Annotated in this window: 22 protein-coding genes; 7 read left to right on the forward strand and 15 right to left on the reverse strand. The window is 55.5% G+C overall.

Annotated elements, in window-relative coordinates:
- Nucleotides 1-476: 476 nt before the first annotated feature.
- On the forward strand, nucleotides 477-1,538 hold the full coding sequence (locus Q371_RS00260; protein ID WP_034334648.1) for a 3-deoxy-7-phosphoheptulonate synthase: 1,062 nt from the start codon (nucleotides 477-479) through the stop codon (nucleotides 1,536-1,538).
- Nucleotides 1,539-1,616: 78 nt separating this feature from the next.
- Here the strand turns inward: Q371_RS00260 and Q371_RS00265 are convergent, their stop codons facing one another.
- From Q371_RS00265 to Q371_RS00275, 3 genes are all read right to left on the reverse strand, one after another.
- Nucleotides 1,617-2,519, reverse strand: coding sequence for a pseudouridine-5'-phosphate glycosidase (locus Q371_RS00265; RefSeq protein WP_051963016.1), 903 nt, complete (start codon nucleotides 2,517-2,519; stop codon nucleotides 1,617-1,619).
- The gene (locus Q371_RS00270) at nucleotides 2,500-3,585 is read right to left on the reverse strand and encodes a carbohydrate kinase (RefSeq protein ID WP_034334651.1); all 1,086 of its coding nucleotides are present in this window, start codon (nucleotides 3,583-3,585) and stop codon (nucleotides 2,500-2,502) included. The genes Q371_RS00265 and Q371_RS00270 overlap by 20 nt, the downstream gene beginning before the upstream one ends.
- Nucleotides 3,586-3,667: 82 nt before the next feature.
- The gene (locus Q371_RS00275) at nucleotides 3,668-4,051 is read right to left on the reverse strand and encodes an Hsp20/alpha crystallin family protein (RefSeq protein WP_051963017.1); all 384 of its coding nucleotides are present in this window, start codon (nucleotides 4,049-4,051) and stop codon (nucleotides 3,668-3,670) included.
- Between the two features lie 319 nt (nucleotides 4,052-4,370).
- Here Q371_RS00275 and Q371_RS00280 point away from each other — a divergent pair, with 319 nt between their 5' ends.
- Nucleotides 4,371-4,610, forward strand: a complete 240-nt coding sequence (locus Q371_RS00280) for a hypothetical protein (RefSeq protein ID WP_157442416.1) — start codon at nucleotides 4,371-4,373, stop codon at nucleotides 4,608-4,610.
- Nucleotides 4,607-4,861, forward strand: coding sequence for a hypothetical protein (locus Q371_RS00285; RefSeq protein ID WP_034334656.1), 255 nt, complete (start codon nucleotides 4,607-4,609; stop codon nucleotides 4,859-4,861). The genes Q371_RS00280 and Q371_RS00285 overlap by 4 nt, the downstream gene beginning before the upstream one ends.
- Before the next feature lie 3 nt (nucleotides 4,862-4,864).
- Here the strand turns inward: Q371_RS00285 and Q371_RS00290 are convergent, their stop codons facing one another.
- Nucleotides 4,865-7,780, reverse strand: a complete 2,916-nt coding sequence (locus tag Q371_RS00290; protein WP_169743756.1) for an AfsR/SARP family transcriptional regulator — start codon at nucleotides 7,778-7,780, stop codon at nucleotides 4,865-4,867.
- A gap of 321 nt (nucleotides 7,781-8,101) precedes the next feature.
- Between Q371_RS00290 and Q371_RS27465 the strand changes: the two genes are divergently transcribed.
- Nucleotides 8,102-8,704 (forward strand): phospholipase A2, encoded by a 603-nt coding sequence (locus Q371_RS27465; protein WP_034334662.1) that lies wholly within the window; start codon nucleotides 8,102-8,104, stop codon nucleotides 8,702-8,704.
- 289 nt (nucleotides 8,705-8,993) lie between these two features.
- Here Q371_RS27465 and Q371_RS00300 read toward each other — a convergent pair whose 3' ends face one another.
- The 10 genes from Q371_RS00300 to Q371_RS00345 form a co-directional block, all read right to left on the reverse strand.
- Complete coding sequence (locus tag Q371_RS00300; protein ID WP_034334666.1) at nucleotides 8,994-10,442, reverse strand: NAD-dependent succinate-semialdehyde dehydrogenase; 1,449 nt, start codon at nucleotides 10,440-10,442, stop codon at nucleotides 8,994-8,996.
- Nucleotides 10,439-11,929 (reverse strand): amidohydrolase, encoded by a 1,491-nt coding sequence (locus tag Q371_RS00305; protein ID WP_034334667.1) that lies wholly within the window; start codon nucleotides 11,927-11,929, stop codon nucleotides 10,439-10,441. Before Q371_RS00305 ends, Q371_RS00300 begins: the two co-directional genes overlap by 4 nt.
- Nucleotides 11,926-12,558, reverse strand: coding sequence for a GNAT family N-acetyltransferase (locus Q371_RS00310; RefSeq protein ID WP_245618167.1), 633 nt, complete (start codon nucleotides 12,556-12,558; stop codon nucleotides 11,926-11,928). Before Q371_RS00310 ends, Q371_RS00305 begins: the two co-directional genes overlap by 4 nt.
- Nucleotides 12,551-13,906, reverse strand: coding sequence for an aspartate aminotransferase family protein (locus tag Q371_RS00315; protein ID WP_034335236.1), 1,356 nt, complete (start codon nucleotides 13,904-13,906; stop codon nucleotides 12,551-12,553). The genes Q371_RS00310 and Q371_RS00315 overlap by 8 nt, the downstream gene beginning before the upstream one ends.
- 222 nt (nucleotides 13,907-14,128) lie before the next feature.
- Entirely contained in the window at nucleotides 14,129-15,163 is a 1,035-nt protein-coding gene (locus Q371_RS00320; RefSeq protein ID WP_034334669.1) for a polyamine ABC transporter substrate-binding protein, read from the reverse strand.
- On the reverse strand, nucleotides 15,160-15,951 hold the full coding sequence (locus Q371_RS00325; RefSeq protein ID WP_034334672.1) for an ABC transporter permease: 792 nt from the start codon (nucleotides 15,949-15,951) through the stop codon (nucleotides 15,160-15,162). The genes Q371_RS00320 and Q371_RS00325 overlap by 4 nt, the downstream gene beginning before the upstream one ends.
- Nucleotides 15,948-16,853 (reverse strand): ABC transporter permease, encoded by a 906-nt coding sequence (locus tag Q371_RS00330; RefSeq protein ID WP_034334676.1) that lies wholly within the window; start codon nucleotides 16,851-16,853, stop codon nucleotides 15,948-15,950. Before Q371_RS00330 ends, Q371_RS00325 begins: the two co-directional genes overlap by 4 nt.
- Nucleotides 16,850-17,887, reverse strand: coding sequence for an ABC transporter ATP-binding protein (locus Q371_RS00335; protein ID WP_034334677.1), 1,038 nt, complete (start codon nucleotides 17,885-17,887; stop codon nucleotides 16,850-16,852). The genes Q371_RS00330 and Q371_RS00335 overlap by 4 nt, the downstream gene beginning before the upstream one ends.
- A 1-nt stretch (nucleotide 17,888) precedes the next feature.
- Nucleotides 17,889-19,178, reverse strand: coding sequence for a 4-aminobutyrate--2-oxoglutarate transaminase (gene gabT, locus Q371_RS00340; protein WP_034334679.1), 1,290 nt, complete (start codon nucleotides 19,176-19,178; stop codon nucleotides 17,889-17,891).
- A gap of 80 nt (nucleotides 19,179-19,258) precedes the next feature.
- Nucleotides 19,259-20,752 carry a PucR family transcriptional regulator gene (locus tag Q371_RS00345; protein ID WP_034334682.1) on the reverse strand — a complete coding sequence of 498 codons (1,494 nt, stop codon included), beginning with the start codon at nucleotides 20,750-20,752 and terminating at the stop codon, nucleotides 19,259-19,261.
- Between the two features lie 284 nt (nucleotides 20,753-21,036).
- Between Q371_RS00345 and Q371_RS26710 the strand changes: the two genes are divergently transcribed.
- Both Q371_RS26710 and Q371_RS00350 read left to right on the forward strand, forming a co-directional pair.
- Nucleotides 21,037-21,177, forward strand: a complete 141-nt coding sequence (locus tag Q371_RS26710) for a hypothetical protein (protein ID WP_157442418.1) — start codon at nucleotides 21,037-21,039, stop codon at nucleotides 21,175-21,177.
- A 61-nt stretch (nucleotides 21,178-21,238) separates the two neighbouring features.
- Complete coding sequence (locus Q371_RS00350; protein WP_157442419.1) at nucleotides 21,239-21,928, forward strand: hypothetical protein; 690 nt, start codon at nucleotides 21,239-21,241, stop codon at nucleotides 21,926-21,928.
- A 56-nt stretch (nucleotides 21,929-21,984) separates the two neighbouring features.
- On the opposite strand, the gene ispG is transcribed toward Q371_RS00350, so the two are convergent.
- On the reverse strand, nucleotides 21,985-23,205 hold the full coding sequence (ispG, locus tag Q371_RS00355; protein ID WP_034334685.1) for a flavodoxin-dependent (E)-4-hydroxy-3-methylbut-2-enyl-diphosphate synthase: 1,221 nt from the start codon (nucleotides 23,203-23,205) through the stop codon (nucleotides 21,985-21,987).
- 149 nt (nucleotides 23,206-23,354) lie between these two features.
- On the opposite strand from ispG, the gene Q371_RS00360 reads away from it, so the two are divergent.
- On the forward strand, nucleotides 23,355-26,240 hold the full coding sequence (locus Q371_RS00360; protein WP_034334688.1) for an AAA family ATPase: 2,886 nt from the start codon (nucleotides 23,355-23,357) through the stop codon (nucleotides 26,238-26,240).
- Nucleotides 26,241-26,280 lie beyond the last annotated feature (40 nt).

The following is a 26,280-nucleotide window of genomic DNA, read 5'->3' on the forward strand; positions in this document are numbered from 1 at the left end:
GAGCCGAGAGCCGAGAGCCGAGAGCCGAGAGCCGAGAGCCGAGAGCCGAGAGCCGAGAGCCGAGAGCCGAGAGCCGAGAGCCGAGAGCCGAGAGCATCGTGTATCAGACACCAAAAAACGTCAAGGGTCAATGTAGGGGCGCAGCGTGCTGCGCCCTTTGCATTGCTCTGGCTGAAGCATTCCTTGCCCTCGGCGCTCGGCCCTCGGCCTCTGGCACAAAAAATACAGCCCTCAAAATGCACAGCAATCCACCCTTTGGTCTTTCCGCTGTCTAGGTTGAACCTCCACCCGTCCTCCCAGAACCATTAGCATCAAGGGAGATGAGCACGCAAAGACCAGGCTTCAGCTGCTTTTTTTATTTCGCTCGGTGAATCCCGGGTGCGCTAAGCTTGTTGCAATCACTGCGCTCGGGAGACACCGGGCGCAGTTTTTTTGTGCTTTTCAAGAACGTTCCGATCCATGCTGAGGAGACCGAGATGCATAAACTGGAAAACCTGCACGTCACAGAGGTGCGACCCCTGATCACTCCCAAAGACCTCAAGGCCGAGTTGCCCCGCAATGAAAAGGCAGACAGAACCGTATTCGAGTCCCGTCAGATCATTGAAGACATCCTCACCAAAAAAGACCCCCGCCTGCTGGTGATCACCGGGCCTTGCTCCATCCACGACATCGATCAGGCCGTGGAGTACGCCAAACGCCTGAAAGCCCTCAAAGACAAACTGGAAGACAAACTGTTCATCGTGATGCGCGTTTACGTGGACAAACCCCGCACCACCGTGGGCTGGAGGGGTTTCATCCATGACCCCGAGATGAAGTACCAGAGCGATTTCAATCTGGGCCTCAGGAAAACCCGTGAAGTGATGCTGAAGGTGAATGAACTCGGGATCCCTGTGGCCACCGAATTGCTCGATCCTTTTGTTCCCCAGTACATCGCAGACCTGCTGGTGTGGGGTGCGATTGGGGCCAGAACCACCGAATCCCAGACGCACCGCACCATGGCCAGTGGTGTGTCCATTCCGGTGGGCTTCAAGAATTCCACCGATGGAAACGTGAAAGTGGCAATTGATGCGATCATCGCAGCCCAAAATCGGCACACTTTCCTGGGCATCGACGAGCATGGTCAGGCGGCCATGATCGGCACCGAAGGCAACCCTTACGGCCACGTGATTCTGCGGGGTGGTCGCTCTGGAGCGAATTACTCTGCCCAGCACGTTCAGGAAGCCGCCAGAGAAATGCGCGAAGCGGGCCTGAACCCGGCCATCGTGGTGGACTGCTCCCACGCCAACTCGAACAAGGATTTCCGCAAGCAGAGCATCGCCTGGAACGAGGTCATCGAACAACGCATGGCCGGAGACCGGGATCTGGTGGGTGTGATGCTGGAAAGCCACCTGAATGAAGGGGCACAGAAAATCCCCTCTGACCTGTCTCAGCTCAAGTACGGGGTGAGCGTCACCGATGCCTGCATCAGTTGGGAAGCCACCGAAGACCTGCTGACCTCTGCACACCAGATGCTCAGCCGCGATGTGGTGCAAAAGTAAATCCTGAATCCTGAGAAATTCAAAAAGATCCCTTGCATGCAAGGGATCTTTCTTTTGCTTCTGAGCTGTGCTCAATGCTCAGAGCTTGGCGAATTCAACCGCAATTTGTGCCCCGAGGTGGGCGTTGTTTTTCACCAGAGCGATGTTGGATTTCAGGCTCTGGCCTGCGGTGATTTCGGCGATGCGAGACAACAGGAAGGGGGTCACGTCTTTGCCTTTGATGCCTTTTTCGTGGGCTTCTTGCAGGGCTTTTTCGATGTGGGGGTCAATGGTGCTGGCCGGAATTTCGTCTTCCAGAGGAATCGGGTTGGCGATGCTGAGGCCACCCACAAGGTCCAGAGCCCACTTGTCTTTCATGACTCTGGCGATGTCCGTGGGGGTGTCGAGTTGCATGGGCACCTTGAAACCAGAGGCTCTGGAGTAGAAGGCAGGGAACTCTGGGGTGCCGTAACCAATCACGGGAACCCCGAGGGTTTCCAGTTTTTCAAGGGTCAGGCCGATGTCCAGAATGGACTTCACCCCTGCGCTGATCACTGCAACGTTGGACAGGGTGAATTCCGTGAGGTCTGCGGAGACATCAAAGGTGGTTTCTGCGCCCCGGTGTACCCCTCCAAGCCCGCCGGTCACGAAGACCGAAATGCCTGCCCGGTGGGCAATCCGCATGGTGCTGGCGACGGTGGTGGCCCCGTTGCGTTTCATGGCGGTCACGTAAGGCAGGTCGCGGATGGAGACCTTCAACACGTCTTTGTGGGACCCGAGCATTTCGAGTTCGTCGTCTGAAAGGCCCACTTTGATGCTGCCGTCCAGAATGGCGATGGTGGCAGGCACGGCCCCGTGTTCACGGATGATGTCTTCCACTTCCCGGGCGGTCTGCACGTTCTGGGGGTAGGGCATGCCGTGGGAGATGATGGTGGATTCCAGAGCCACCACGGCTTGGTTGTTGTTCAGGGCTTCTTGCACTTCAGGGTGTAACGTGATCATTTCTCCTGCTTTCCAGTGAACTGACGCTCAGTTCGGGATTGACGGTGTTGGGGCTTTCGAGGGTCAGCACTGCGGCGGTCTGGCCGTAATCGCAGGCGGTTTTGAGGTCCTCGTTGTGGGTGAGGGCGTACAACATCCCCGAGATGAAGGCGTCTCCGGCTCCGGTGACATCCTGCACGTGGGCGGGCATGGACCGGAGTTGGATTTTGTTTTTGGGGCCAGAGACATACACCCCTTCTTCCCCGAGCGTGACCACCACATGCTCCACTTGCAGGCTGTGCAAAATGCGGCAGGCGTTTTTCAGGTCGCGGGTTCCGGTCAGGGCCTCAAGCTCGTCGAGGTTGGGGGTGATGGCAAAGACAGGGGCACTGCCCAGCACGTTTTTGATGAACAGGGATTTGCTGACACTGACCGGCTCCAGGATGACTTTTCCTCGGGCGGTTTTCAGGGCGTATTCGAGGGTGTCCTGCCTGAGGTTGGCGTCCAGCACCAGATAGGGTGCGGCTTTGATGTGCTGTTCGCGTTGCCGGAGCACATCGGGGGAAAGCTCTTGCATGATGCTCATGTCACTGATGGCAATCAACAGGTTGCCATCTGGATTGAGCACTGCGGTGTAGGTCCCAGTGGGGGTGTCGGAGTAGAAACTGAGGCGCAAGTCCACTCCGGCGCTCTGGGTGTGCATTTTCAGGCGTTCACCGCTGGGGTCGCGGCCCAACATGGTGATCAGGCTCACCTGCACCCCGAGCCTTGCAAGGTTTTCCGCAATGTTGCGTCCCACCCCTCCGAAAGCGGAGGTGGTCTGTCCGGGGTTGGAACTGCCCATCACGGGTTGGGCCAGACTGCGGGCTTTGAAGTCCACGTTGGCTCCGCCAATCACCAGCACACTGCTTTCCTGTCGGACGATGTAGCCCCGCCCGAGGATCACCCCTTTCTTGGTGAGGTTGGAAAGGTGCACGGCAATGGCACTGGGTGTGGTTTTGAGTTTGTCTGCCAGCTCTTTGGGAGAAAGCAGGGGGTTGTCGGTCAGAAGGGAGAGCAGCTGTTGTTCCCGCTCGGTCAAGGCCATGCTTAAATCATATAAAGAAATCTTATAAATTTAAAGGGAGGCATTGGCCTCCCTTTGATGTCAGCACCACTTTTCCCTGAAATCATTCAGCATTGATGACTTTGCTGCTCTTTTCGAAGGAAATGATCAACACACCGTTGCGCAATCTGGCCTGCGCGGTTCCGGGCGTGGTGTCCCTTGGCATCTGGAATTCCCGCACAAACTCCTGACCGGGCCTCTCTTGATGGAACACGACACCGGGAATTTCCAGATCTTCGCGCTTTCCAGCCACCGTCAAAATTTCATCCTCTTCTTGAATTTCCAGAGATTCCGGAGCAATGCCCGGCAAATCCATCACCAGAATCACATGCGAATCGGTTTCCAGCCAATCGGAGGATGGGGTCCAGCGGCCTGATCCAGACAGCACTTCAATGTCTTCACGCAACTTCATCAGCGAACCGAGTCGCTTGAGCACCAGATCATCCATACGGGTATTCTAACGTGAAATCTGAAGCAAAATGTGGCCTTGTCGAGGAAAGTGCCAGGCCAAGTGCAAAGTCTGACCTTGGACAAGTCAACTGAGAAAGCGGTCAGCGGTCAGCCATCAGCAGTCAGCAAAAAGCCCACCCAGAGGCTTTTGCTGTAGGGAACAGCAAGAACGAAACAGCAAAGTTGACTCAGCTTTTTCAAGCTCAAGGAATCAGAAGAAGACTTTCCTTCTGGCTGATGGCTAATGGCTCTCTTTGCTTGCATGGCCTCTCTCCCCCCTTGAAACCCTGACCAACCCAGACGCGTACCCTGTACAAATGGAATTTTTCGGAATGCCCAACTGGTTCTGGACCTTGATGTGCTTTGGACTGGCTGCATGGTTTGCCCTGAGGGTGCCTCCACACATCACCCATCCCAGAGACAAATACGGTTTCAGCCTGCTTCTGTTGGTGCTGGGAGGGGCTTTTCTGTTGGTCCCTCTGGCTCCAGATGTGGTTCCATCGCTGGCACTCTTGGCCCTTCTGTTGGCGTCTCTGGTGTTCCGGGGGGCCAAATGAGCCTTTTGGGTTTGCCTTTCTGGTTCTGGGGGATGGTGTGCCTTGCCATTGCCACGGTTTTTGGGTTTGTTCATCCCCAGAAACCTGCAACCGGGCTGCGCTTCTTCATGCAGAGGTGGGGGCACAGTCTGGTGTGGGTGTGTCTGGCTCTGGCCTGTTTTCTGGGGCCGTCCCATCCAGAGTTGGCCCGCAAATTGGCCGCTCTGGGAGGTCTTCTTTATGCAGGCTTCGTGGTCAGCAGTTTCTTTTGAGGGTCAGGTTCCGAAAACCAAGGGTGGACCGCCATAAAGCACGCTGGTAACAGAGGATTTCTCTGGGCACAGTTTCCGCACCAGAGCCACCACCTCCCTGAGGGACAGTTGGGATCCATCCCGCTCAAGGAGCATGACCTGAGCGGGTCCAAGCCTCTCTTGAACCTGCTTTTGCAGCGCCCCATCTCGAACTGGAAAAGGCCGACCTGATGGGGTTTGAATGCGGGTTTTGAAGGTGCTGGCTGCACCCCACAGCAGGCAGGCCGACTCTGGATGTCCTTTGCGTGCAGCCCATTCAGCAAGGTGTTCCAGAGAAGCTGCCACCGTCTGGGGCTGGTTCCAGTCCAGAGCGGTTTTGAGGCTGCGGGCAAAATGGTCGGCGGCCAGATCCCACCCCTGCTGCCGAAACTGAATCACCCCGAGGTCGTACCAGGTGATGGCCCGCTCGAAGGTGTTTTCCAGCCGTTCTTTTTCAAGCAGGCTGCGGGTCATCCAAGTGTAGGCCTCCTCCAGACGCCCCTGATCGAGGCACAGCAACCCGAGGCCTTCATAGACATAGGTCAGGAAGTGGTGGGTCCCTTGTGGTTGGATGATCTGCAAACTCCTCTGGATCAGGCGCTCGGCCTCTTGCAGGTCTCCTTTCAAGCGGCGCACATGCCCGAGTCCCAGATGGCTGAAGGCTTGCTGGTGCCGACATTCCACCTTCCAGCAATCCAGCGCTTGCAGGTTGTCCTGAAACAGTTTTTCGGCCTGTTCGATCTGTCCCGCAATCAGGCACATGGCCCCAAGGCTGTTTCGCGCTGCCGAAGCAGTGTGAATGCTCTGGTGTTGTTCGGCCAGCTGGATGGTTTCCAGATAGTGCTGTCCAGCAGTCTCAAACTGTCCCTGAAAGCGGGCCAGATTGCCGTAATTCAAAAGCAGTTCTGCATAAAGCGGCCCCGAGTTTTGCACATCTGGCAAATCCCGGATTTTGCCCAGCCATTCAGACGCCTGCAAAATCATGTTGCGGGTCACCCACAACAGGCACATGGGGGTGAGCAGGTTCAGAAGCGTGGGGGTGTCTCTGGTGTCATAAAGGTGCTGCAAAGCGATGTGCAGGTTTTCTTGCTCCTGTGTCAGGTGCTGCAAAGCAATCTGCTGATTCGCCAGAGGGGCATACGGATCATGCTTGTTGACATACCCCAGAAAGTAATGGGCATGTCTGGCACGGGTCTCACGGATCTCCTCGGGGTGGGCTTGCTGTTTTTCGGTGACGTACTCCCGGATCAGTTCGTGCACCTCGAAACGCTGGTCGCTGCCCCGCATGCGTTTCACCAGAGAGTGGTCCATCAGGGACAGCAAATCCCGGTTGCTGATGCCTGCGATGCTCAGGGCAGAGAGCCGCTCAAAACTGCCCCTGAACACCATCAATTTTCGCAAAGCCTGCTGCAAATGGGCAGGAAGCAACCGCCACGAGTGCTCAAAGACAATCCGCATCCCGGAGTGTCTTTCGGAAATGCCTGGGAGGGCCCCGGTCAGGAAATCCAGACTTTTTTGCAGTTCGTCGCGGATTTCGGTCCAGCCCAGCATCCTGCGCCATGCACCGGCCAGTTCCAGACCCAGAGGCAGAAATTGCACCCGTTCACAGATCTGCAAAGCCGCTGTTTTTTCTTCTTCGGTGAGTGGGGTTTGGGGCATCACACGGTCTGCCGCTTCCAGCAGCAAGTTCAGGGCTTCGGTTTCCTGCTCCAATCCAGCCAGAGCATGGACCCTCTCTCCGGGCACCCCCAGACAGATGCGACTGGTCAGCAGCACCTTGACACCCGGACAGTCCTGCACCCACGACACAAAATCTCTGGCCAGAGGAAGGATGTGCTCTGTGTTGTCCAGCACCAGCAAGGTGGGCTGTTTGCCCAGCACACTTTTCACCTGCTCTGGCGCACTGCTGGCATGGGAGAGAGGCAACTGCAAATGTTGTGCCAGTGTGAGCACCAGAGGCTGATCTGCAGGATGCCCCACCAGAGACAACACATGGGTTTTCAGGTTCACCCGGCGGGCCACTTCCAGAGCCAGACGGGTTTTTCCTGCCCCTCCCACGCCGGTCAAGGTGATGATGCGCAACTCTGGCTCAGCAAGTTGTTGCAAAAGGGATTGCAATTCTGACTCCCGGCCCATCAGGGGGGTGCTCATCTGAACGGTGGTGCGTGAAGGTCTGGACACCGGCACATCCAGAGGTTCACGCAAGGCAGCAAAAAGGGCTTGCGTGTCTGCTCTGGGCTTCATCTGCAACTGGGCTTCGAGTTCTCTGGCAAACAACAGGTACTGCTCAGAGGCAGCATCCCGATGCCCGTTTTGCAAGGCAAGACGCAGGTAGTCGCACAGCACGTCCTCTGCCAGAGGGTCCACCTGTAAGATGTGCTGGAGGACCTCCTCGGCCTGCTGCACCTGTCCCTGACCCATGAGCTGCAAGGCATGCTGGTGGGCAGCCATGCGCCACTGGCACTGCAATTTGAAACGTTCCATGTCCAGCCACGCGGTGAATTCGTCTGAAGCGTCTGTGGCACAACCCATGAGCAACGTTCCCTGATAGATTGCATGCACCACGTTCCACTGCTGGTGGGCGTAAGCATCCCGGAAAACATGCAGGTCGCAGCCCTGACTCCAGCGCAATTTGCTCTGGTCGATGTCCATTTGAGGGGCCCACCCGAGGTCTTTGATCCTGAGGATCAATTGCCTGAGGCGGGTTCGAGCCACACTGCTGGCTGCATCAGGCCAGAGGATGCGGGCCACTTCCTCTCGAGACACCCAGTTTTCCTGCGCTGCCAGATAGGTCAAAAGCCAGAGTGCCCGTTCATTGGGCAACACCTGACGGTTGTTCTGGACCACCATCGAGGGCTGTCCAAGGCAACAAATCAGGGGGAGAACATGCTTTCTTTTCATGGTTTTATGGTTCATGGTGCAAGTCAGCGGGGTTTCTGGTGTGCTGTTGCGCAAGTGTTTGTGCCCAAACACCAGAACATGCCTTTGCCTTGCGACTTTTCTGGATACAGTCTAACAAAAAGGCACCCCCTGACCGATTTAAGGGTTATCCCTGACCCAACTGAAACCATGCTTAAATGGGCGTATTTTCATTTACAGAACAAGGTTTTTCGATTTACGGCAGATCTACAGGGGTCCTTTACCATGTTCTCAAGTGATCCACACCCAACCCGATCACCCCACCTTTTTCTGTCAACACATTCCAGCACATCGGAGGCATCCATGAAACTGAAGTTGATTCTGTCTGCAGCCCTGCTTTCCCTGACCCTTGCCGCCTGCTCCACCGCACAGGTCCCCACCGCTGTCACCGAAACCGGGATCAGCGCTGAAGACCAGGCCCTCTTGCAAGAACTGGAAACCAACCAGCCTGAAGTGGCCCAGAGTTTCCGCGAAGCCCTGAAACAATCCGCTCAGGCCGACAGCGAAATCACCATTGAACCCCAGAACACCCTGATGGTGTCCATCGCTCTGGGCAGCATGTCCAACTACAACAACCACTACAGCCGCCGTGGCTCTTACACCCAGTTCGACTGGAGCCGCGACGGGTGCTCCGCCCCAAGCTGGGTTTCCAAGCTGTTTGGAGATGCCAACACCCGATTCCGCCCGGCCTGCAACCAGCACGACTTCGGTTACCGCAACTACCGCAAGTTCGGCATGGCCAATGAATGGAACCGCGCCAAAGTGGATTCCAAGTTCTACAGCAACATGCTGTCCATCTGCTCCAGCAACTACAGCTGGTACAACCCCCTGCGCTATGCCTGCAACAAGAGCGCTGAAGCGTACTACCTTGCCGTGGTCGCTGCGGGCTGGAACCACTACTATTGAGGTTCACAGTTTACAGTTCACAGTAGACATCAAGATTTGATCACTCCATACAGCACATCAGGTGTCAACAGTGCTCTGCTGAAATCAAAACGAACCCTCAACCGTAAGGTTCACAGTCTACAGTGCACAGCAGACAGCAAAACAACTGAAAACCCCCAACTTGAAGTTGGGGGTCAAGTTTTTGGATCTGACCAGCAGAAGGTGTGGTCTTCAATCCTGCTGTGCACTGTCAACTGTGCACTGTAAACTTCTCAGATTCACACCTGCGTCAGGGAAAACCTGCGCACCATCATTCGTACAACCCGTAGCTGATCAGTTTGGGCTCCAGATATTCCATCAGGCCCCACTCTCCCCCTTCGCGGCCCACACCAGAGAACTTCATGCCGCCGAAAGGAACGTGTGGGCTTGCAGCACTGGGGACCCCATCGTTCACACCGACAATGCCGTATTCCAAGGCTTCAGAGACTTTGAATCCGGTGGCGATGTCTTTGGTCCACAGGTAAGCTGCGAGGCCAAAGGGGGTGTTGTTGGCCAGTTCAATGGCCTCTTCGGTGGTTTTGAAAGTAGTGATGGCGGCCACGGGTCCGAAGGTTTCTTCGGTCATGATCACCATGTCGTTGGTGACGCCAGAGAGCACTGTGGGCGCATAGAACAGTCCGCCGAGGTGTTCTCCACCAATTTCACAGGTGGCCCCTTTGGAGACAGCGTCCTGAACGTGCCTCTGGACTTTGTCGAGACCGGCCTGTTCCACCAGAGGTCCCACGCTGGTGGTCTGCTCGATGGGGTTGCCGACTTTCAGGGTTTTGACTTTGGCCACCAGTCGGGCGGTGAAGTCTTCCGCTACACTTTCATGCACGTAGAGGCGGTTCACGCAGATGCAGGTCTGGCCTGCGTTGCGGTATTTCGCCAGCATGACTTCTTTCACGGCCAGATCGAGGTCGGCATCCGGGAAGATGATGAAGGGGGCATGTCCACCCAGCTCAAAAGAAATGCGTTTGATGGTCTGGGCGGCCTGCGTGTACAGGATGCGCCCCACTTCGGTGCTGCCCGTGAAGGTGATTTTGCGGCAATCCCGGCTGTCAATGAAGGGTTTGCTGACCGGAACGGGATCAAGGGCAGGAAGCACCTGAAAAGTGCCTTTGGGGCCTCCGGCCTCTTCCCAGAGTTCGGCAAGGTAAAGGGCCGTGACCGGGCTTTGTTCGGCGGGTTTGAGCACCATCACGCAACCTGCGGCAAGGGCCGGGGCCACTTTGCGGGTGATCATGCCTGCAGGGAAATTCCATGGGGTGACCGCGTAACACACGCCCACTGGATCGTAGCGGACCATGCCCCGTTTGTGGTCGAAAGGCATGTGCAGCATGGTTCCGGCGTGGCGTTTGCCTTCTTCGGCGTACCATTCTGCGAAGCTGGCAGCGTATTTGACTTCACCGCGGGTTTCGATGATGGGTTTGCCCATTTCGAGGGTCATGATGCGGGCCAGTTTTTCGCTGTTCTGGTGCATCAAGGCAGCCCATTTGGCGATGATGCGGCCCCGTTCAAAGGGGTTGGTGTGCTTCCAGCTCTGGTAAGCCTCCAGAGCAGCTTGCAGTGCGGCCTCTGCCTGTTCTGCTCCGCAATCGGTGACCTCGAACAGCCGTTCTGCGGTGGCCGGGTTGGTGATGCCAAAGGTTTTGCCTGTGGAGGTCCACTGTCCATTGATGTAAGCCTGGGTCGGGTATTCGGCAATCTGGGTGGTCATGAAGGGTGCTCCTCTGCAAGGATGGTTTTCAGGATCTGGCTCTCGGGGTGGGCTGGAAGGTGGCTGAGCAGCACAAAGTCTGCTTTTTTGCCCACTTCCAGCGTGCCGTAAAGGTGTTCTTGTTGCTGGGCCTGCGCACCCCCGAGCGTGTAAGCGGTGATGGCCTCTGTTAAAGAGATGTTGTTCTCGGGGAGCATGCCTTCGTGCATGGCGGTTTTGATGCCTTCCAGAATGCGCAGTTCTTTGACGACTGGACCATCGCTGGAAAGGGCCACGGTCAGGCCAGCGTCCAGCATCTGCCTGAGGTTATAACATCTGGCCTTGAAACTTTCTGGGAGGTAACGCTCAAAGTTGACCCGGAGTTCGCGCAGGAAAATCGCCTGAGGCACCACCACCACCCCGAGGTCGTGGGCCAGTTTCAGGTGCTCGGGGTCTGGAAGCCCGAAATGCTCGATGCGGTGCCGGACGTCTGTTGGGTGCTCCGTGTACAGCCTCTGGTAAATCCCGAGGACCTGCGTCAGGGTGCGGTCTCCGATGGCGTGGGTGCCAATCTGGAAACCTGCAAGGTGGGCTTCGAGCATCAGGTCATACAGTTCTTCGGTGTCGAAGCGCAGCACGCCCTGCGAGGGCTCGGGGGTGTTCTGGTAAGGGACACTGAGGGCAGCGGTGGCTCCAGAGAGGCCCCCATCTGCAAAGAATTTGACAGATTTTACGCGCAAAAAGGGATGCTCGTAGGGCTCTGGGAGGGGGTAGGTGTCTTTGCCTCCATCGGGCCTGCGGATGTACAGCACATTCACCCGGATGGGCAGTTTTCCCTGTTCAGCAAGGTTGATGTATGCCTGCAAGAGTGGAGGGTCCACGGCAGGATCGGTGGCATAAGTGCAGCCCTGTTCGCGGAGGTAATCACATCCCGCCAGCACCCAGCGTTCGTAATCCTGCACCGACGGTTTTGGCATGGCCTTCTGGATCAGGCCCAGAGCGGTTTCCAGCAGCAAACCGTTTTGGTAATGCACTTCTCCACCGGGCGGATTGGGCGTAGAAGCATCTATCCCAGCCTGCTGAAACGCAAGGGTGTTGGCTGCGTGGATGTGGGCACAGGTTCGGGTGAGCAGGATCGGGTTGTGTGGGGCCACCTCGTCCAGTTCGGTCCTGAGTGGAGGGCGTTTCTCAGCAAGGCTGGCTTCATTCCAGCCTCTGGCATACAGCCACTCTCCGGACTGGAGGGTCAAAAGGCGCGTTTTGATGGCCTCGAAAAGCTCTGGCAAGGTTCCAATGCCACGCAAATCCAGCGTGGTGGTGCGAAGCTGCCCCACCTTCCAGATGTGCACGTGGGCATCGTTGAAACCGGGCAGCAGGTGTGCACCTTGCAGGTCGATGGTCTGGTCTGCCTCTCCTTCAAAACCAAACTGCGCAATGAGGCCGTCTTTCACCAGCACAGAGGTTTCGCTGCGACCCCAGAGTTTTGCGTTGGTGTATAGGGTGCTCATGGTTGCCTCTCGGGGTTCAGCCAGCAAATGAAAACGCCATAATTTCCGCAGGTGGGGTCTTCAAGGTAATCATGGATGATGCCGTGTACCTGGTATCCCCTTTTCAGTTGTACGCTCAGGACTGGATCCCTGAGGTCGCCTGCCATCACCTTCTGCACGTACTCTTCGATGGAAAGCTCTGGGTGCAGGTGATAACCCTTGGGCATTGCTCCGGCCACATGGCCTTTCAGACCCAGCTTACGGATCAGGCGATGCCTTGCGTCGTACAGCAGGGTGCTCAGGCCATGCCCGCGGTAATCGGGATGCACCGCGATGTCTGCCCCATACAGCCACTCCCCTGCTGGATCATGGTTGGTGAGGTAATTGTTGTCCACGGCGTCCATGTAGCGGTGCTGGATGTGGTCAAAATCCACATTCAGACGCAGGTCACTGCTGGAGGCCACCACTTCGTTGGTTTCGGTGTCCAGAACGGCGTGTTGTCCTTCTGGAAAGACCTTTTGATGGGACAGGTAGTGCTCGGGGCGCATCAATTCTTCCTCGCTGAGGTCCGGGAAGCAGGCCCGCTGGATTTCCGCGAGCCTGACCGCCATTTCCGTAGAGGACTGCACCACCACAAAACGTTCAGACACGAACCACCCCGAGGTCCTGATCCACCTGCTGGACCACCTCTGCCACGATCTGCAGGGCTTCCCGAAGCTGGTCTTCAGGGATGTCAAGCTGGGGCAGGAACCGGATGCAGTTGGTGTACAGACCTGCGCGGATCACGATGACGCCCCTCTGGAGGCTGCGTTTCACCACTTCCAGCACAAAATCCGACCACGGTTCCAGCGTGTCATGGTCCTTGACGAATTCGACAGCCATCATGGCCCCGACCCCGCGCACATCTCCAATGGCCTGGACTTTGCCTTTCAGGGGCTCAAAAATTTCACGGACCACACCCTCAATCCGGGCTGCCTGAGCCAGCACCTCCGGGGTGTTGATGTGACGGATGGCAGCCAGAGCAGCCACGCAGGCCACCGGGTTGCCCCCGTAAGTTGAACCCACCCCTCCGGTGTGTGGGGCATCCAGAATTTCCGCACGTCCGGTGACCGCACTGATGGGCATTCCTCCCCCGAGGCTCTTGGCACTGATCACCAGATCAGGAATCACGCCAGAGTGCTCGATGGCATACAGCTTGCCGGTGCGCCCAGAACCGGACTGGATTTCGTCTGCGATCATCACGGCCCCTTCGCGGGTGCAGATTTCACGGATTTTGCGCAGGAAAGGCTCGGGCATGGGGATGAATCCCCCTTCACCCAGCACAGGTTCAATCACGATGGCAGCCAGAGCGCTTCCGTCCACATGGGCCACCAGCGCGTTTTCGAGGTTGCTGCAGCACCACTCCAGATAAGCCTCTGGGGTCATCCCTTTGGGGGTGCGGTAAAAGTTGGGCACCGGAACCCGGTAAATCTCGGAGGCAAACGGACCAAAGCCCTTTTTGAACAGGGCGTACTTGCTGGTCATGCTCATGGTCAGGTTGGTGCGACCGTGGTAAGCCCCTTCAAAGACAATCACCCCTTGCCGTCCGGTGAAACGGCGGGCAAACTTCACTGCATTTTCCACGGCTTCAGAACCGCCGTTGGCCAGCAGGGTTTTCTTCTTGAAATCGCCGGGGGTGATGCGGTTGAGTTCCTCACACAGCTCGACATAAGGCTCGTAGGTGGCCACAATCGAGCACATGTGGATCAGGTTTTCGGCCTGCTCCTGAATGGCTTTCACCACAAAATCCGGGGCATGTCCCACCCCGAGGGTGCCAATCCCTCCGGCCAGATCGATGAAGGTGTTTCCATCCACATCTTCGACCAGAGAACCTTTTGCTTTCTTGACTGAAATGGGCATGGCCTGCCCGAGGGCACTGGTGACCGCATCTGCGCGGCGTTTCATGACTTCTGTGCTTTTGGGACCGGGGATGGGGGTGTTCAGTTGGATGTGGGGCATGAAGTGGAGTCTCCTGTTTTGCCGAGGGCCGAGAGCATAGGGCCGAGAGCCAAAAGCAGCACCTGCTCTGACCTGCATTTCTGGTTGGGCTGAAGAAAAAGCATGGTGGTTGCCCTTGGCCCTCGGCTCTGGGCCCTCGGCACTTCTGACTTTCTTCAGCAAGCCGCCCAATTGAGGCTGGGGGGCGGAATACACGCCGTCAACGGCACCTTCACCCCTGCATCACCTTGACTTCACTTCGGTCCAGACTTCGTCGTACAGGCGGTTGTCTTTGCCGAGGTCCACAATGTACTTGAGGCCCTTCAGTTCTGCTGCACTCGGATAAATCGCTTTGTTGTTGCGGTCTTTGGGGGTGATGAACTGCATGGAGGCTTTGTTGGGGGTGGCGTACCGGATGAAATTGGAGAGTTGCGCTCCCACTTTGGGCTCCAAAAGGTAATTGATGAACTGCATTGCAGCGTCTTTGTTGGGTGCTTTGGCCGGGACCATCAGTGAATCCACCCAGATGCTTCCCCCCTCTTTGGGCAGCACAAAGCCCACTTTCTTGCTTTCGTCCATGGCTCGGACCGCATCACCGTTGTAGGCAATGGCCATCTGCACGGTGCCCGCAAGCACCTTGTTCTTGCCCACCACTCCGGCATCAAATCCCAGGAAATTGGGGTTCTTTTTGGTGTCCAGCAGAAGTTTTCCGGCAGCTTTCACTTTGGCCGGGTCCTTGGTGTTGATGTCTGCCCCCTGATAGGCCAGAGCAATGGACATCATCTCGCGGATGGAATCGAACATCACGAACTTGTTTTTGTTCTGTTTGGGATCGAAAATCACCGCCCAAGTGGTGGGTGGGGTTTTGATCAGGTCTTTGTTGTACACGATGCCGATGGTGCCCCACTGGTAGGCCACCGAGTATTTGTTGGCCGGATCAAACGGCAGTTTGGTGAACTGCGGATCGAGGTTTTTGATGTTGGGGATTTTTTTCAGGTCCAGAGGCTGCACCAGTTTCAGGTTGATCAGGGTGGGCACAATGAAGTTGGAAGGCACAATGATGTCGTACTGGTTGACCCCTCCGGCTTGCAGTTTCGCGACCATCTCTTCATTGGATTCGTAGAAGTCGGTGCGGACCTTGATGCCGGTTTTCTTTTCAAAGTCGGTGAGGATTTTGGGGTCCATGTATTCGGACCAGTTGTAAATCCTCAGTTCTTTTCCTGCACCCAGAGAGAGACCGGACATGAGGGCCAGTGTGAGCATCCATTTTTGTTTCATTGCGACTTCCTCCTTGACAGGCGTTCGGCCACGAGGACCAGAATGACGGTGGCCAGAAAAATCAGTGTGGACAGGGCATGAATCTCGGGGGTGACCCCACGGCGCACCGAGGCGTAAATGAACAGGGGCAAAGTGGTGCTGGTCGGTCCAGAGGTGAAAAAGCTGATCACGAAATCGTCCAGAGAGAGGGTGAAGGCCAGCATCGCTCCGGCCACAATGCCGGGGGCCAGAAGGGGCAAGAGGACCCGTTTGAGTACATCGAGGTTGCTGGCATAAAGGTCTCTGGCAGCCTCTTCAAGATCACGAGAAAACACCTTCATGCGACCTTGCACGACCAGGGTCACAAAGGCCACCTGAAAAGTGACGTGTCCGATGACCATGGCAGGCATGCCCAGTTCAAAGTTGCTGAACACCAGTCGGATCAGGCTGAACCCCACCACCAGAGAGGCCGCCAGAATGATGTCCGGGGTGACCACCGGCAAATACAGCACGGTGCTGAAAAAGCCCTGTGCCCGTTTGCCCCATGGGTAGCGTTCCAGCGCAATCGCCAGCATGGTGCCCAGCACGGTGGCAATCAGGGTGGAGGTGACTGCCAGAAAGAGGGTGTTTCTTGCCGCCTCCAGAATGGCTTCGTTTTGAAAGAGCATCCGGTACCAGTCCCAGGTGAAACCCTGCCAGACCAGACCGTATTTGGCCTGATTGACCGAGTAAACCGCAACCGCCAGCATGGGCAGGTACAAAAAGGCCAGTGTGCCCAGAGCGATGATGGACAGCAGGTGTTTCCTCATACGAGGTCCACGTCCTTGGCTCTGGTGCGGTAAATCCTTAAAGCAAACAGGGTCATGACCATCAGGCCCAGTGCAATGGCAGCTGCAAAAGGCCAATCCCGACTGGCCCCGAACTGTTGCTGAATCAGGTTGCCCACCAGCAGGTATTTGGCCCCGCCCAGCAGGTCCGGCACCACAAACATCCCCATCGCAGGAATAAACGTCAGGATGACCCCCACGGTCAGACCGGGCAGGGTCTGGGGCAAAATCGCCTGCATGAACACCCGGATGGGGTTGGCGTACAGGTCCTGAGCGGCTTCCACCAGACGCCAGTTGAGGCGCTCTACACTGCTGTAGAGGGGCAGCACCACAAACGGCAAAAAGGCCGACACCATCCCGAGGTACACCGCAAAGGCGCTCGGGTAAAGGGCGTCACCGGGTTGCACCAGTCCCAGAGAGGCCATCAGGCGCACGAAAGGCGACTCGGGGGCCAACAAGAGAAACCATGCGTAGGTGCGGATCACCAGATTGGTCCAGAAGGGAATGATCACGAGGGTGAGCCACAGGTAACGGGTGCGCTCTGGTCGGGTGGCAATGAAAAAGGCCAGAGGGTAAGCCAGCATCACCGACACCAGACTGGTCACCCCGGCCACCACCACCGAACGCCACAGGATCAGCAGGTAATCCGGGCTCCAGCCAAACAGCCCGAAGCCCATGGCCCGTTTGTAGTTTTCGATGCTCAGGTTCCAGACCACATCGCCGTAGGTTCCCCGTTCCGCAAAACTGACTGCAATCAGGAGGAGGCCCGGCAAGATCAGGAAACCCAGCAACCAGAGCAGGGCCGGAAGCAGAAAAACCAGTCCTCTGCGCCGCAGGCTTCCGGCAGAGGTCAGTTCGCCGTACCAGACCAGCACGTTTTTCATGAGGAGGCCTCCAGAGGGACCAGTGCCTCTCTGGGGAAATGCACGTAAATGTCCTGCCCCACGGTCAGGTGCTGGTGTGGAGGGGTGCGCACCCGCAGGTCTTCACGGTCCAGCCACACCTCAAGGTAAGACCCCCGGTACACCACATCCCGCACTTTGGAGGGAAAAGTGTTGACCAGAGGGGGATCTTCGCAAAGCTGCACGCTTTCGGGGCGGATCACCAAGAGGCCCTCCTGCCAAGAAGGGGCGTTGGAGAGGTGCAAACGACCAAATGAGGTGGTGGCAGTGCGGTCCTCGATTCTGGCCTGAATCAGGTTGGCGAGGCCCAGAAATTCCGCGACAAAACGGCTTCTGGGGGTGGCGTAGACTTCTCTGGGCACCCCCACCTGCTCGATGGCCCCTTTGCGCATCACTGCAATGCGGTCTGACACGCTCATGGCCTCGTCCTGATCGTGGGTCACCAGAATGAAGGTGGTCCCGAGCTGGTGTTGCAAACGGCGCAATTCCACCTGCACTTCGGTGCGGAGTTTGGCATCCAGAGCGCTTAAAGGCTCGTCCAGCAGCAGCACTTCAGGCTCGTTGACCAGTGCTCTGGCAAGGGCCACCCGTTGCTGCTGCCCACCAGACATCTGGTGCGAGAAGCGTTTGCTGAATTCCGAAAGGCGCAGCATTTCCAGAGCGTTCTTGACCCGGCGGTCCACCTCTGGGCCAGACACTTTTTTGCTGCGCAGTCCGAAGGCCACATTTTCGTAGACATTCAAATGCGGAAAAAGCGCATACGACTGGAACACCGTGTTGACCGGCCTTTGCATGGCACTTCTTCCCGAGATGTCATTGCCGTGCAAGACCACTTTGCCCCGGTCTGGGACCTCAAACCCGGCAATGATCCTCAGAAGCGTGGTCTTGCCACACCCGGAAGGCCCCAGCAAAGTGAAAAACTCTCCGGCCTGAATGTCGATGTGAATGTCTCCGAGGGCTTCGACCCCGGCATAACTTTTGTGGATCCCCTGTAAGCTGAGTCCCTGTGCGCTCATGTCACCCCACGGCTGCCGTCATGGCTTCGTTAAGAAGGTTTAAACCACGCTGTACATCCTTTAAGTCTGCTGTGACCGGCACCAGGACCCGGATCACCGAGCCATGCATGCCCGCTTTGAGCAGGAGAAGACCCTTTTCCCGGGCGATTTCCACAATCCGCTGGGTGAGGGCCGCGTCAGGGGAACGGCTTTCTCTATTCTGCACGATTTCCAGAGCCATCATGGCCCCGAGACCGCGCACCTCGCCGATGAAGGGGTGTTTTTCGGCAAGATTTTCGAAGGCTTCTTTCAAAACCTGTCCGAGGGTGTCGGCCTGCGTCAGGGCCTCCTCTTCCAGAATGTCCAGCACCGCAAGTCCGGCAGCGCAGGCCAGCGGATTTCCGGCATAAGTTCCCCCGAGACCTCCGGGGGCAGGGGCGTCCATCACCTCGGCACGGCCCGTCACGCCAGAGAGGGGAAGCCCTCCGGCAAGGCTCTTGGCGATGGTGATCAGGTCTGGCACCACACCCGAGTGCTCGATGGCGAACACTTTTCCGGTGCGACCAAACCCGGACTGGATCTCGTCTGCAATCAAGAGGAAGCCATGCTGATCGGCAAGGGCACGCAGGCCCTGCAGGTATTCCGTGGGAAGCGGAATGAACCCTCCTTCACCCAGCACGGGTTCGAAGATGATGGCAGCGATGCGCGAAGGGTCGATGGTGGTCTGAAACAACTCTTTTAAGGCTTCCAGAGCTTTCTCGGTGCTCCATCCCCGGTAAGCGTGGGGAACGGGAGCATGGTAAACCTCTGGTGCGTAGGGGCCAAAATTCTGTTTGTAGTACGAGGCTTTCCCAGTCAGGCTCATGCCCAAGAGTGTCCGTCCGTGAAACGAACTGGTCAGGCTGACGATGGCCGGACGGTTGGTATAGGCTCTGGCAATCTTGACGGCATTCTCGACGGCTTCGGCTCCGGTGGTCAGGAAGATGGTTTTCTTCTCGAAGTCGCCGGGGGCCAGACCATTGAGGCGCTCTGCCAGTTTGACGTAAGGCTCGTACATGGTCACCTGAAAGCAGGTGTGGGAGTAACGCTCCAACTGGGCCTGCACGGCCTGCACCACCCGTGGATGGCTGTGCCCGATGTTCTGAACCCCAATTCCGCCCACAAAGTCCAGATACTCCTTGCCGTCCACATCCCAGATTTTGGCCCCCTGTGCGCGGGCTGCGAAAATGGGGTGCGCGTTGCTGACCCCTCTGGGAACGTGTTTGGCCCTCAAATCCAGCAAATGTCCGGTGCGTGATTCAGCTCGGGTCAAAGGACACCTCCAAATGTCACTTTTATGACCATCAAGTTAAACCGCAGAAGGGTTACATGCTATGGATTTTTCAAACAAAACTAGACGTATTTTTTGTGGTTTTCCAACAACAGGTAACTGGCCAGTTGCAACTTGAAGCGGATTTGTGGATCGTCCAGATCCCACCCTGTTTGCTCAGACACCCGTTCCAGACGATAACGGAGTGTGTTGATGTGGACTTTCAAGTGCTCTGAGGTTTTGCGCAAATGGAACCCACAGCGCACAAAAGCCAGCACCGTGTCTTGCAACTCCTCGCGAGGAATCCGCTGAAAGAGGTCCTCCAGAAACGCTTCTTTGGCCCCTTTGTCTCCTTCCAGCACCCTCGGGATGATCAGGGCCTCGTAATGGTGGAGTTGACCCTCTTTCAGGTAAGGCAGCATCCTTTGCAGGTCCTGATAGGCTGCCCCCACTTCTTGCAGTCCAGAGAACACCCTTGAAAAACCCACACTGGCCCCTCCCCTGTTCAATCGGACCCAGAGTTGCTCTGGATGGTCCCTTTCTGGCAGCACAAAAACCACATGGTTTTGCTGCAAAGACAGCAGTTGAGGGGCACCCAGCCTTTTGAGGGCATCTCGCAAATCGGCAGCGAGGGTTTCTCTGGCCTTGAACGCCCCTTCAGACAGGGGAACCGGAGTGTGCAACTGAAACACACCCAGTCGGAACCGCAAATTTTCCCGGAAGCCCAGACGGGCAGCCCGTTCGATCACATGGGCCGACATCCCCTCTGAAGCGTCCAGCAAAGACTCAAAGAATGCATACCCGAGGCGGGCCTCCTGCAAACTGAGCGCCCGTTCGTGAACAATCTGCAACGCCGCCACCACCGAGGCATGCTCGGCAGCACGCACATCCAGTTCCGTGAGAGGTCCTTCCCCACCCCGGATCACCACCCAGCCTGCCAGTTGATCCCCCACGCGGATGGGAGCCACCACACAGTCTTTTCTTAAAACTGCCCCTTTCAGGCTGTGGGCAAACTCGGGCAATTTAAAGTGCTCGGTTCTGGGATGTGCACCCAGAACTTCCGAGGCAGCCCCTGCAAAAATCACCTCCCGAGAAAGCCGTTCAGAGAGCACCCGCGCCAGTTCCCCAAATCCGGCCAGTGTTGCCACGGCCTGCGTCAGGGCACGGTGAATCTGCTCTGAGCGCTCCAGCAAAACATAATGTTCACGCAAAAGCTCTTTGTGGATGGCCTCGGTCAGGACCCCAAAAGGGATTTCCCACGGCAACTCAAAAGCTGCAAGACCACAGTTTTCGGCCTCCTCGCGGGCAGCCTCGGGGAATTGCTCAAAGAAATGGGGCACCGCCAGAGCAATCCCCACCGGCTTTTTCTCCGCAATCTGCCGAATGAACAGGCGCAACTCCTCGGGGTCATGGGGCCAGGTGTATCCGGTGGTGAGGAGGAGTTGCCCCTCCTGAATCCAGTTGAAGGCATTGGGGATGTCAATCACTGCCACCCAGCGGATCTCCTGATCCAGAGACACAGCAGTGACAGGCTTGAAGTGAAAAGCACTCAGGTCCAGCAGGTGGGAGAGCTTCATTGGGTTTATTGTATGCCGAGGGCCTTGTAGGGGCGCCCAATTGCCGAGAGCCGAGAGCCGAGAGCCGAGAGCCGAGAGCCGAGAGCCGAGAGCCGAGAGCCGAGAGCCGAGAGCATCATGTGTTACACAGCAAAAATGGTCAAGGGAAATTGTAGGGGTGTAGTGTGCTGCGCCCTTCATTGCCTTTGCCCTCAGCCCTCAGCAGACTTCATTCCCTTCAGCCACCCGAGCCTTTTTCATCCAGCCCTGATGTGCACCTCACACCCGCCTGCGATAAAGAAAGCATGGAATGGCTTGTGCTGCTTTTGCTGATTTTGCCTCTGGTCAACCTGTGGCTGGGACATCTGGAAAAACCAGCCCCCGGAAGACAGGTTTTGCCCAGAGAACCTGTCTCTCAGGTGCCTTCTCAAGCCCAAGCAGATTGAACCGTCCAACACTGCAACAATGCAGGCCGAAAAGCCAGAGGCCCTCTGGTATCACAGGGTCATGACCGAACCCCAGAAACCCAAAAGCATGGTCCCAGCAGTGCTGGGCATGGCTGCGGTGGTGGCTGTTTTTGCTGTCGCCATCACCACGGTTGGCAAGCCCTCCAGAGCCACATCCAGCAGCCAGAAATGGAGCCCGAACGAGGTCTTCAAAGTGCTGGATGTTCAAAAAAACAACTCTGGGAAGTGCAGCCTGTTCGAAGAAGATGAGCAGGCAAAACTGCTTTCTGTCCTGCAAACCAACGGCAAGGACCACGTTCGCAAAAGTTTCTTGCTGACCGCTCCAGCCAACCTCAAAACATTGACCAAAACGCTGCAAAACCAGAACTTTCGACCTCTGGAGGCTGCATTCAGAAATTCAGTGTCCAGCAGTCAATTTCTGGTGTCTCAGGATGCATCCAAACGCATTGTCTTTGTGCAAACCCATGAGAATTGCCTGACCCTTGCCACTCTGGAAGCCGGAACGGTGGTGGCAGATGTGGTGGCCGCACAGGTGAAACCCAACGACATGGAAATCACCACAGCCCCCACCCCTTCAGTCGAACCCGAGATGAACCCTTCCGCAGGCGAGACCGTGGAAAATCAGGACACCCCTTCAGATGAGGGGGTCCCTTTCAATGAAACCTCGGAATCTGGCGCAAATGACGCTGCCGAACCTGAAATGGAAGCCCCAACAGAAGACAATCCATGAAAAACCTCCCGAGGCTTGCTCAGGAGGTGATGGTTTTTGCTGATGGCTGAAGGCTTTTACGACACCACGTTGCCGTAGGTCTTCTGCACGTAATTTTCCAGAAGTTCCTGAAACTCCTCCACAATGCGGGGACCTTTCAGGGTGGTGAGCAGTTTGCCATCCTGATACACCGGGGCTCTGGGATCCTCTCCGGTGCCGGGCAGGGAAATTCCGATGTTGGCGTGCTTGGATTCGCCGGGGCCGTTCACGATGCAGCCCATCACCGCCACCTGCATGGTTTCCACGCCAGAGTAGGCTTTTTTCCACTCGGGCATGCGTTCACGGATGTAATCCTGAATGTCTCGGGCCATTTCCTGAAAGAGCGTGCTGGTGGTGCGTCCGCAGCCGGGGCATGCGGTCACCTGAGGCAGGAACTGGCGCAAACCCAGACTTTGCAGGATCTGCTGGGCCACCTCCACTTCTTTTTTGCGGGGAGCACCGGGCTCTGGGGTGATGGACACCCGAATGGTGTCCCCGATGCCTTCCGCCAGAAGCACCGACAGACCTGCAGTGGAGGCCACCACACCCTTGTCTCCCATTCCGGCCTCGGTCAGGCCAAGGTGGAGGGGGTAATCGCATTTACCAGCCAGCAAGCGGTACACCTGCCAGAGTTCCGGCGCACTGGACACTTTCGCCGAAATGATGATTTTGTCGTGGGCCAAGCCTAGACTTTCTGCGTAGTGGGCACTTTCCAGAGCCGACACGATCATGGCATCGATCATCACGTCGGTGCCAGAGCGGGGTTCTGGCAGTTTGACGTTCTCGTCCATCATGCGGGCCAGCACGCTCTGGTCGAGGCTTCCCCAGTTGACTCCGATTCGCACGGGCTTGTCAAAGTCTTTGGCGACTTCGATCATGGTGGCGAAGTTCTCATCGTGGCGGTCCCCCACGCCAACGTTTCCGGGGTTGATGCGGTACTTGGCCAGCAATTCCGCAGTTCTGGGAAATTCCCGAAGCAGGATGTGGCCGTTGTAGTGGAAGTCTCCCACGATGGGCACAGAAATCCCGATGTCGGAAAGGCGCTGCACGATCTCTGGAACCGCAGCAGCACTCTGTTTGTTGTTGACGGTGATGCGCACCACTTCGCTGCCAGCGTTGTAAAGCTGGGCCACCTGAATGGCGGTGGCTTCGGCATCGGCGGTGTCGGTGTTGGTCATGCTCTGGACCCGCACCGGGTAATCTGAGCCGACCCACACGCCACCCACGTTTACGTTTACGGTCTTGCGACGCTTGATCATACGGGTCCATTGTACTCGGGGTGGGGGTGGGAATTAGGGGTCTGGGGAACGATGGCACCTATGTGATCGAATCACACGATTGATCCTTTTGTTCAGAATGCTGAAACAATCTTCAGCAAACCCCTTTAAAATTCCTAAAATGGATTTTGATGACTCAATCCGTGAACGTCTTTTCCATTCCGAGTGCCTTGCCACAAGAGATCAAAAGACCCCTTCTCATCCAAAAACTGCGAGAGGCATCACACCTGAAAATGATTGCCTTGTTGGCACCATCTGGGTTTGGGAAAACCACACTGCTCGCCCAATTTGCCCGTCTGTCCAAACAAAAAACCATCTGGGTGTCTCTGGGCATCGAAGATTCCGACATTGCTCCTTTTGTGCAAAAACTGATTCAAGCGCTACAAAACCACAAGGTGTTTCCCACCCTCAAATTCCAATTCTCAAACATGCATTCTCTGTCCTTCAATCAATTGCAATTGTTGATCTTGCAGCATTTGTCTGATCTGCGCGAAAACATCAAGATCATCTTTGACAAAACCGAGCACCTTTCTGAAGAATCCGTCAAATGGCTGCAAAGTTTCATGGTTCGTTTGCCAGAAGGTCACCAAATCCTGCTCTCTGGTTATGACACTTCTGCATTGCCTGTCCAACAATGGAAAGACAGCACGCATGTCCTTGTGCTGGGCATTGAATCGTTGGCCTTTACTGAACAGGAAGCCAAAGAGTTCACCTCCAAAAACAAGCTGACTTGGAGCAACAGATGGTTTGAGCAAACCCAAGGGTGGCCGGTGGGCTTGGCCCTCAAGCTTTCCAGCAACACACATGACTTGGATGCCATCGATTTGGTTTTGCATGCAATGGAGGAATTGCCTCAGGACGTCAAAACAGGACTGATGCAATTGGTAGGAACACCCGTTTGGAATACAGATTCAACTCTGTTGGATGGCACCCCCATGCCATCTCAATGGCTTGATCAAGTGCGGGCTTGTGGTTTACCACTTGCCCACATGGAAAACCATCAATATGTTCCTCACACCCTCTTGTTGCAAGCATTGGAAAAACTGTTGTCCAGAGATCCTGTTCTGCACCGAAGTGTCCACCTGCACCATGCACAAAAGCACGAATCCAAAGGGCTCTGGTTGCAAGCACTGGAGCATCACCTCAAAGCCAACAACATTGACGATGCCTTGCGTGTTCTGGATCATCTGTTGCCTGCATTGTTACAGAGACCCAACCTCAGTGCTTTGCGTGGTGTCTTGCAAAAGTTCAAAGTGACAGATTTGACGGACAGGCTTCAAGCGTACCTTGCCATTGCTTATCTGGATACACAAAATCACAAAGAAGGCTTTCAAATTTTGGAAGATTTGGAGCAACGTGGCATTGACAACGCCGTGTTTTGTTTTGGCAAAGCAACCATTGCTCTGAAACAGAGCAACTCACATGAGGTTCTCTTTTGGCTTGAACGCGGATTGGAAATAGCAGAAAACGATCAAGACCGGGGTCGTTTGCGTAGACTCAGGGCTTTTGTCCTGATTCGAGTTAAAAGGTACCAAGAAGCCCTGTCAGAATGCAATTTTTTACTGCAATCTGCCATAGAATCACAAAACCATTGGGAAACCGCGCGTCTGTATATTTATTATGCGAACATATATTTTGAATTAGGCCACAGCCAGATTGACGAGGAATATTATCGGAAAGCCCTTGAAATATCACGTATTCATCAGTTTGATACAATAATAGCTCAAATTGCCCAAAATTTCGCTCCAAATTTAATGGAAGCCAACAGACCTACTGAAGGAATCGCTTTGCTGAATGAAGCACTCGAAATACCTTCCGAGATCCTTCTCATCTGGGAACCCAGCCTCTTTGGAATGCGAGGCGCTCTTTACGAGTACATGGGACTGTTCGAATTGGCCATTCAGGATTACAAAAAAACAATTGAACTGGCTGAGAAATACGGCATGCAAGATGCCGTCCTCAGGCATACCATGGCAATCGTGATCAGTGCATCCATGTCCAACAATGTTGATCTGGCTCGCAAAAATCTTGCTCTGGTTGAGATAAAATTGAATCAAAACGAAGAATCATACGCCGCATATTATAATCAATGCCTAGGTCTTTACAATCTTGCCATCAATAAATTGGAAAAGGCCAGAGAAGCCTTTGTTGCAATGGATACTCCCGCACTGACAGATTGGGAAAGGTCCCAGATTCCTTTTTTTCTGGCAGAAATATCGCGACGTCAAGGCACACTCCATTTTAAAGAAATCCAAAATGCTTTTGAACGATTAGACAACATCAAAAGCGATGCCCCATTGTATGCAATAAATCGATCGTTTTATGATCTCATGCTTCACTGTATTCAAAACGATTGGTATACAGAAAGATTGAAACCCATCATCAAACAGAGAGATGATTTCGTAAATCCTTTCACTTCTTGTTACGAGATACACATCCAAGGGTTCAACAGGTTGAGTGTCACTTCTTCCAGCAAAAGACTCAAGGTGTCCCTCAAAAAAAGCTTGGAACTGTTGGTCCTGTTGGCTTTGCGAAAAAAACAAACCCGAGACCAGTTGATCGATCAGTTGTGGGATGGAAAAAACCACGAGAAGATCCAAGATCATTTTCGGGTTTTGATCCGAAAGCTGAGAAGCGATCTCTCCAAAGCTTTTGACACGTCTCTAGACCTCGTCCCATACCAGAATGGAATGTACTCTCTGGACCCATCTGTCAAAGTAGAATTTGATGTTGCAGATTTTCTTGGGCTCACCTCCTCAAACTGCACAACCTCTACAGCAGCTTTGTTGCATTACAGCGAAGTGATTTTACCCACCATTTCATCTGAATGGGCCGAAAAATGGAGACAACAATGTAAATTTCACCACATTCACTTGCTGCTTTCACTGCCAAGCGATGATCCAGCCACTTTGGGTCTGGTGCGAAAAGGGTTGGAACTCCATCCAGAAGCAACTGCATTGCACGCATATTTTCAACAATTGTCTGTTCAACATCCTCCAACCACATTTCTTGTTTGATGGTTGTCCTGATCAGGCGATGAACCTGCATATACTCCAA

It is taken from the genome of Deinococcus misasensis DSM 22328, assembly GCF_000745915.1.
GTDB classification, from domain to species: Bacteria; Deinococcota; Deinococci; order Deinococcales; family Deinococcaceae; genus Deinococcus_C; species Deinococcus_C misasensis.

Excerpts from the sequence above, each read along its gene's own strand:
- Q371_RS00260 (WP_034334648.1), top strand. The coding sequence starts at position 477 with ATGCATAAACTGGAAAACCTGCACGTCACAGAGGTGCGACCCCTGATC.
- Q371_RS00265 (WP_051963016.1), bottom strand. The coding sequence starts at position 2,519 with ATGATCACGTTACACCCTGAAGTGCAAGAAGCCCTGAACAACAACCAA.
- Q371_RS00270 (WP_034334651.1), bottom strand. The coding sequence starts at position 3,585 with ATGGCCTTGACCGAGCGGGAACAACAGCTGCTCTCCCTTCTGACCGAC.
- Q371_RS00275 (WP_051963017.1), bottom strand. The coding sequence starts at position 4,051 with ATGGATGATCTGGTGCTCAAGCGACTCGGTTCGCTGATGAAGTTGCGT.
- Q371_RS00280 (WP_157442416.1), top strand. The coding sequence starts at position 4,371 with ATGGAATTTTTCGGAATGCCCAACTGGTTCTGGACCTTGATGTGCTTT.
- Q371_RS00285 (WP_034334656.1), top strand. The coding sequence starts at position 4,607 with ATGAGCCTTTTGGGTTTGCCTTTCTGGTTCTGGGGGATGGTGTGCCTT.
- Q371_RS00290 (WP_169743756.1), bottom strand. The coding sequence starts at position 7,780 with ATGAAAAGAAAGCATGTTCTCCCCCTGATTTGTTGCCTTGGACAGCCC.
- Q371_RS27465 (WP_034334662.1), top strand. The coding sequence starts at position 8,102 with ATGAAACTGAAGTTGATTCTGTCTGCAGCCCTGCTTTCCCTGACCCTT.
- Q371_RS00300 (WP_034334666.1), bottom strand. The coding sequence starts at position 10,442 with ATGACCACCCAGATTGCCGAATACCCGACCCAGGCTTACATCAATGGA.
- Q371_RS00305 (WP_034334667.1), bottom strand. The coding sequence starts at position 11,929 with ATGAGCACCCTATACACCAACGCAAAACTCTGGGGTCGCAGCGAAACC.
- Q371_RS00315 (WP_034335236.1), bottom strand. The coding sequence starts at position 13,906 with ATGCCCCACATCCAACTGAACACCCCCATCCCCGGTCCCAAAAGCACA.
- Q371_RS00320 (WP_034334669.1), bottom strand. The coding sequence starts at position 15,163 with ATGAAACAAAAATGGATGCTCACACTGGCCCTCATGTCCGGTCTCTCT.
- Q371_RS00325 (WP_034334672.1), bottom strand. The coding sequence starts at position 15,951 with ATGAGGAAACACCTGCTGTCCATCATCGCTCTGGGCACACTGGCCTTT.
- Q371_RS00330 (WP_034334676.1), bottom strand. The coding sequence starts at position 16,853 with ATGAAAAACGTGCTGGTCTGGTACGGCGAACTGACCTCTGCCGGAAGC.
- Q371_RS00335 (WP_034334677.1), bottom strand. The coding sequence starts at position 17,887 with ATGAGCGCACAGGGACTCAGCTTACAGGGGATCCACAAAAGTTATGCC.
- Q371_RS00345 (WP_034334682.1), bottom strand. The coding sequence starts at position 20,752 with ATGAAGCTCTCCCACCTGCTGGACCTGAGTGCTTTTCACTTCAAGCCT.
- Q371_RS26710 (WP_157442418.1), top strand. The coding sequence starts at position 21,037 with ATGGAATGGCTTGTGCTGCTTTTGCTGATTTTGCCTCTGGTCAACCTG.
- Q371_RS00350 (WP_157442419.1), top strand. The coding sequence starts at position 21,239 with ATGACCGAACCCCAGAAACCCAAAAGCATGGTCCCAGCAGTGCTGGGC.
- ispG (WP_034334685.1), bottom strand. The coding sequence starts at position 23,205 with ATGATCAAGCGTCGCAAGACCGTAAACGTAAACGTGGGTGGCGTGTGG.
- Q371_RS00360 (WP_034334688.1), top strand. The coding sequence starts at position 23,355 with ATGACTCAATCCGTGAACGTCTTTTCCATTCCGAGTGCCTTGCCACAA.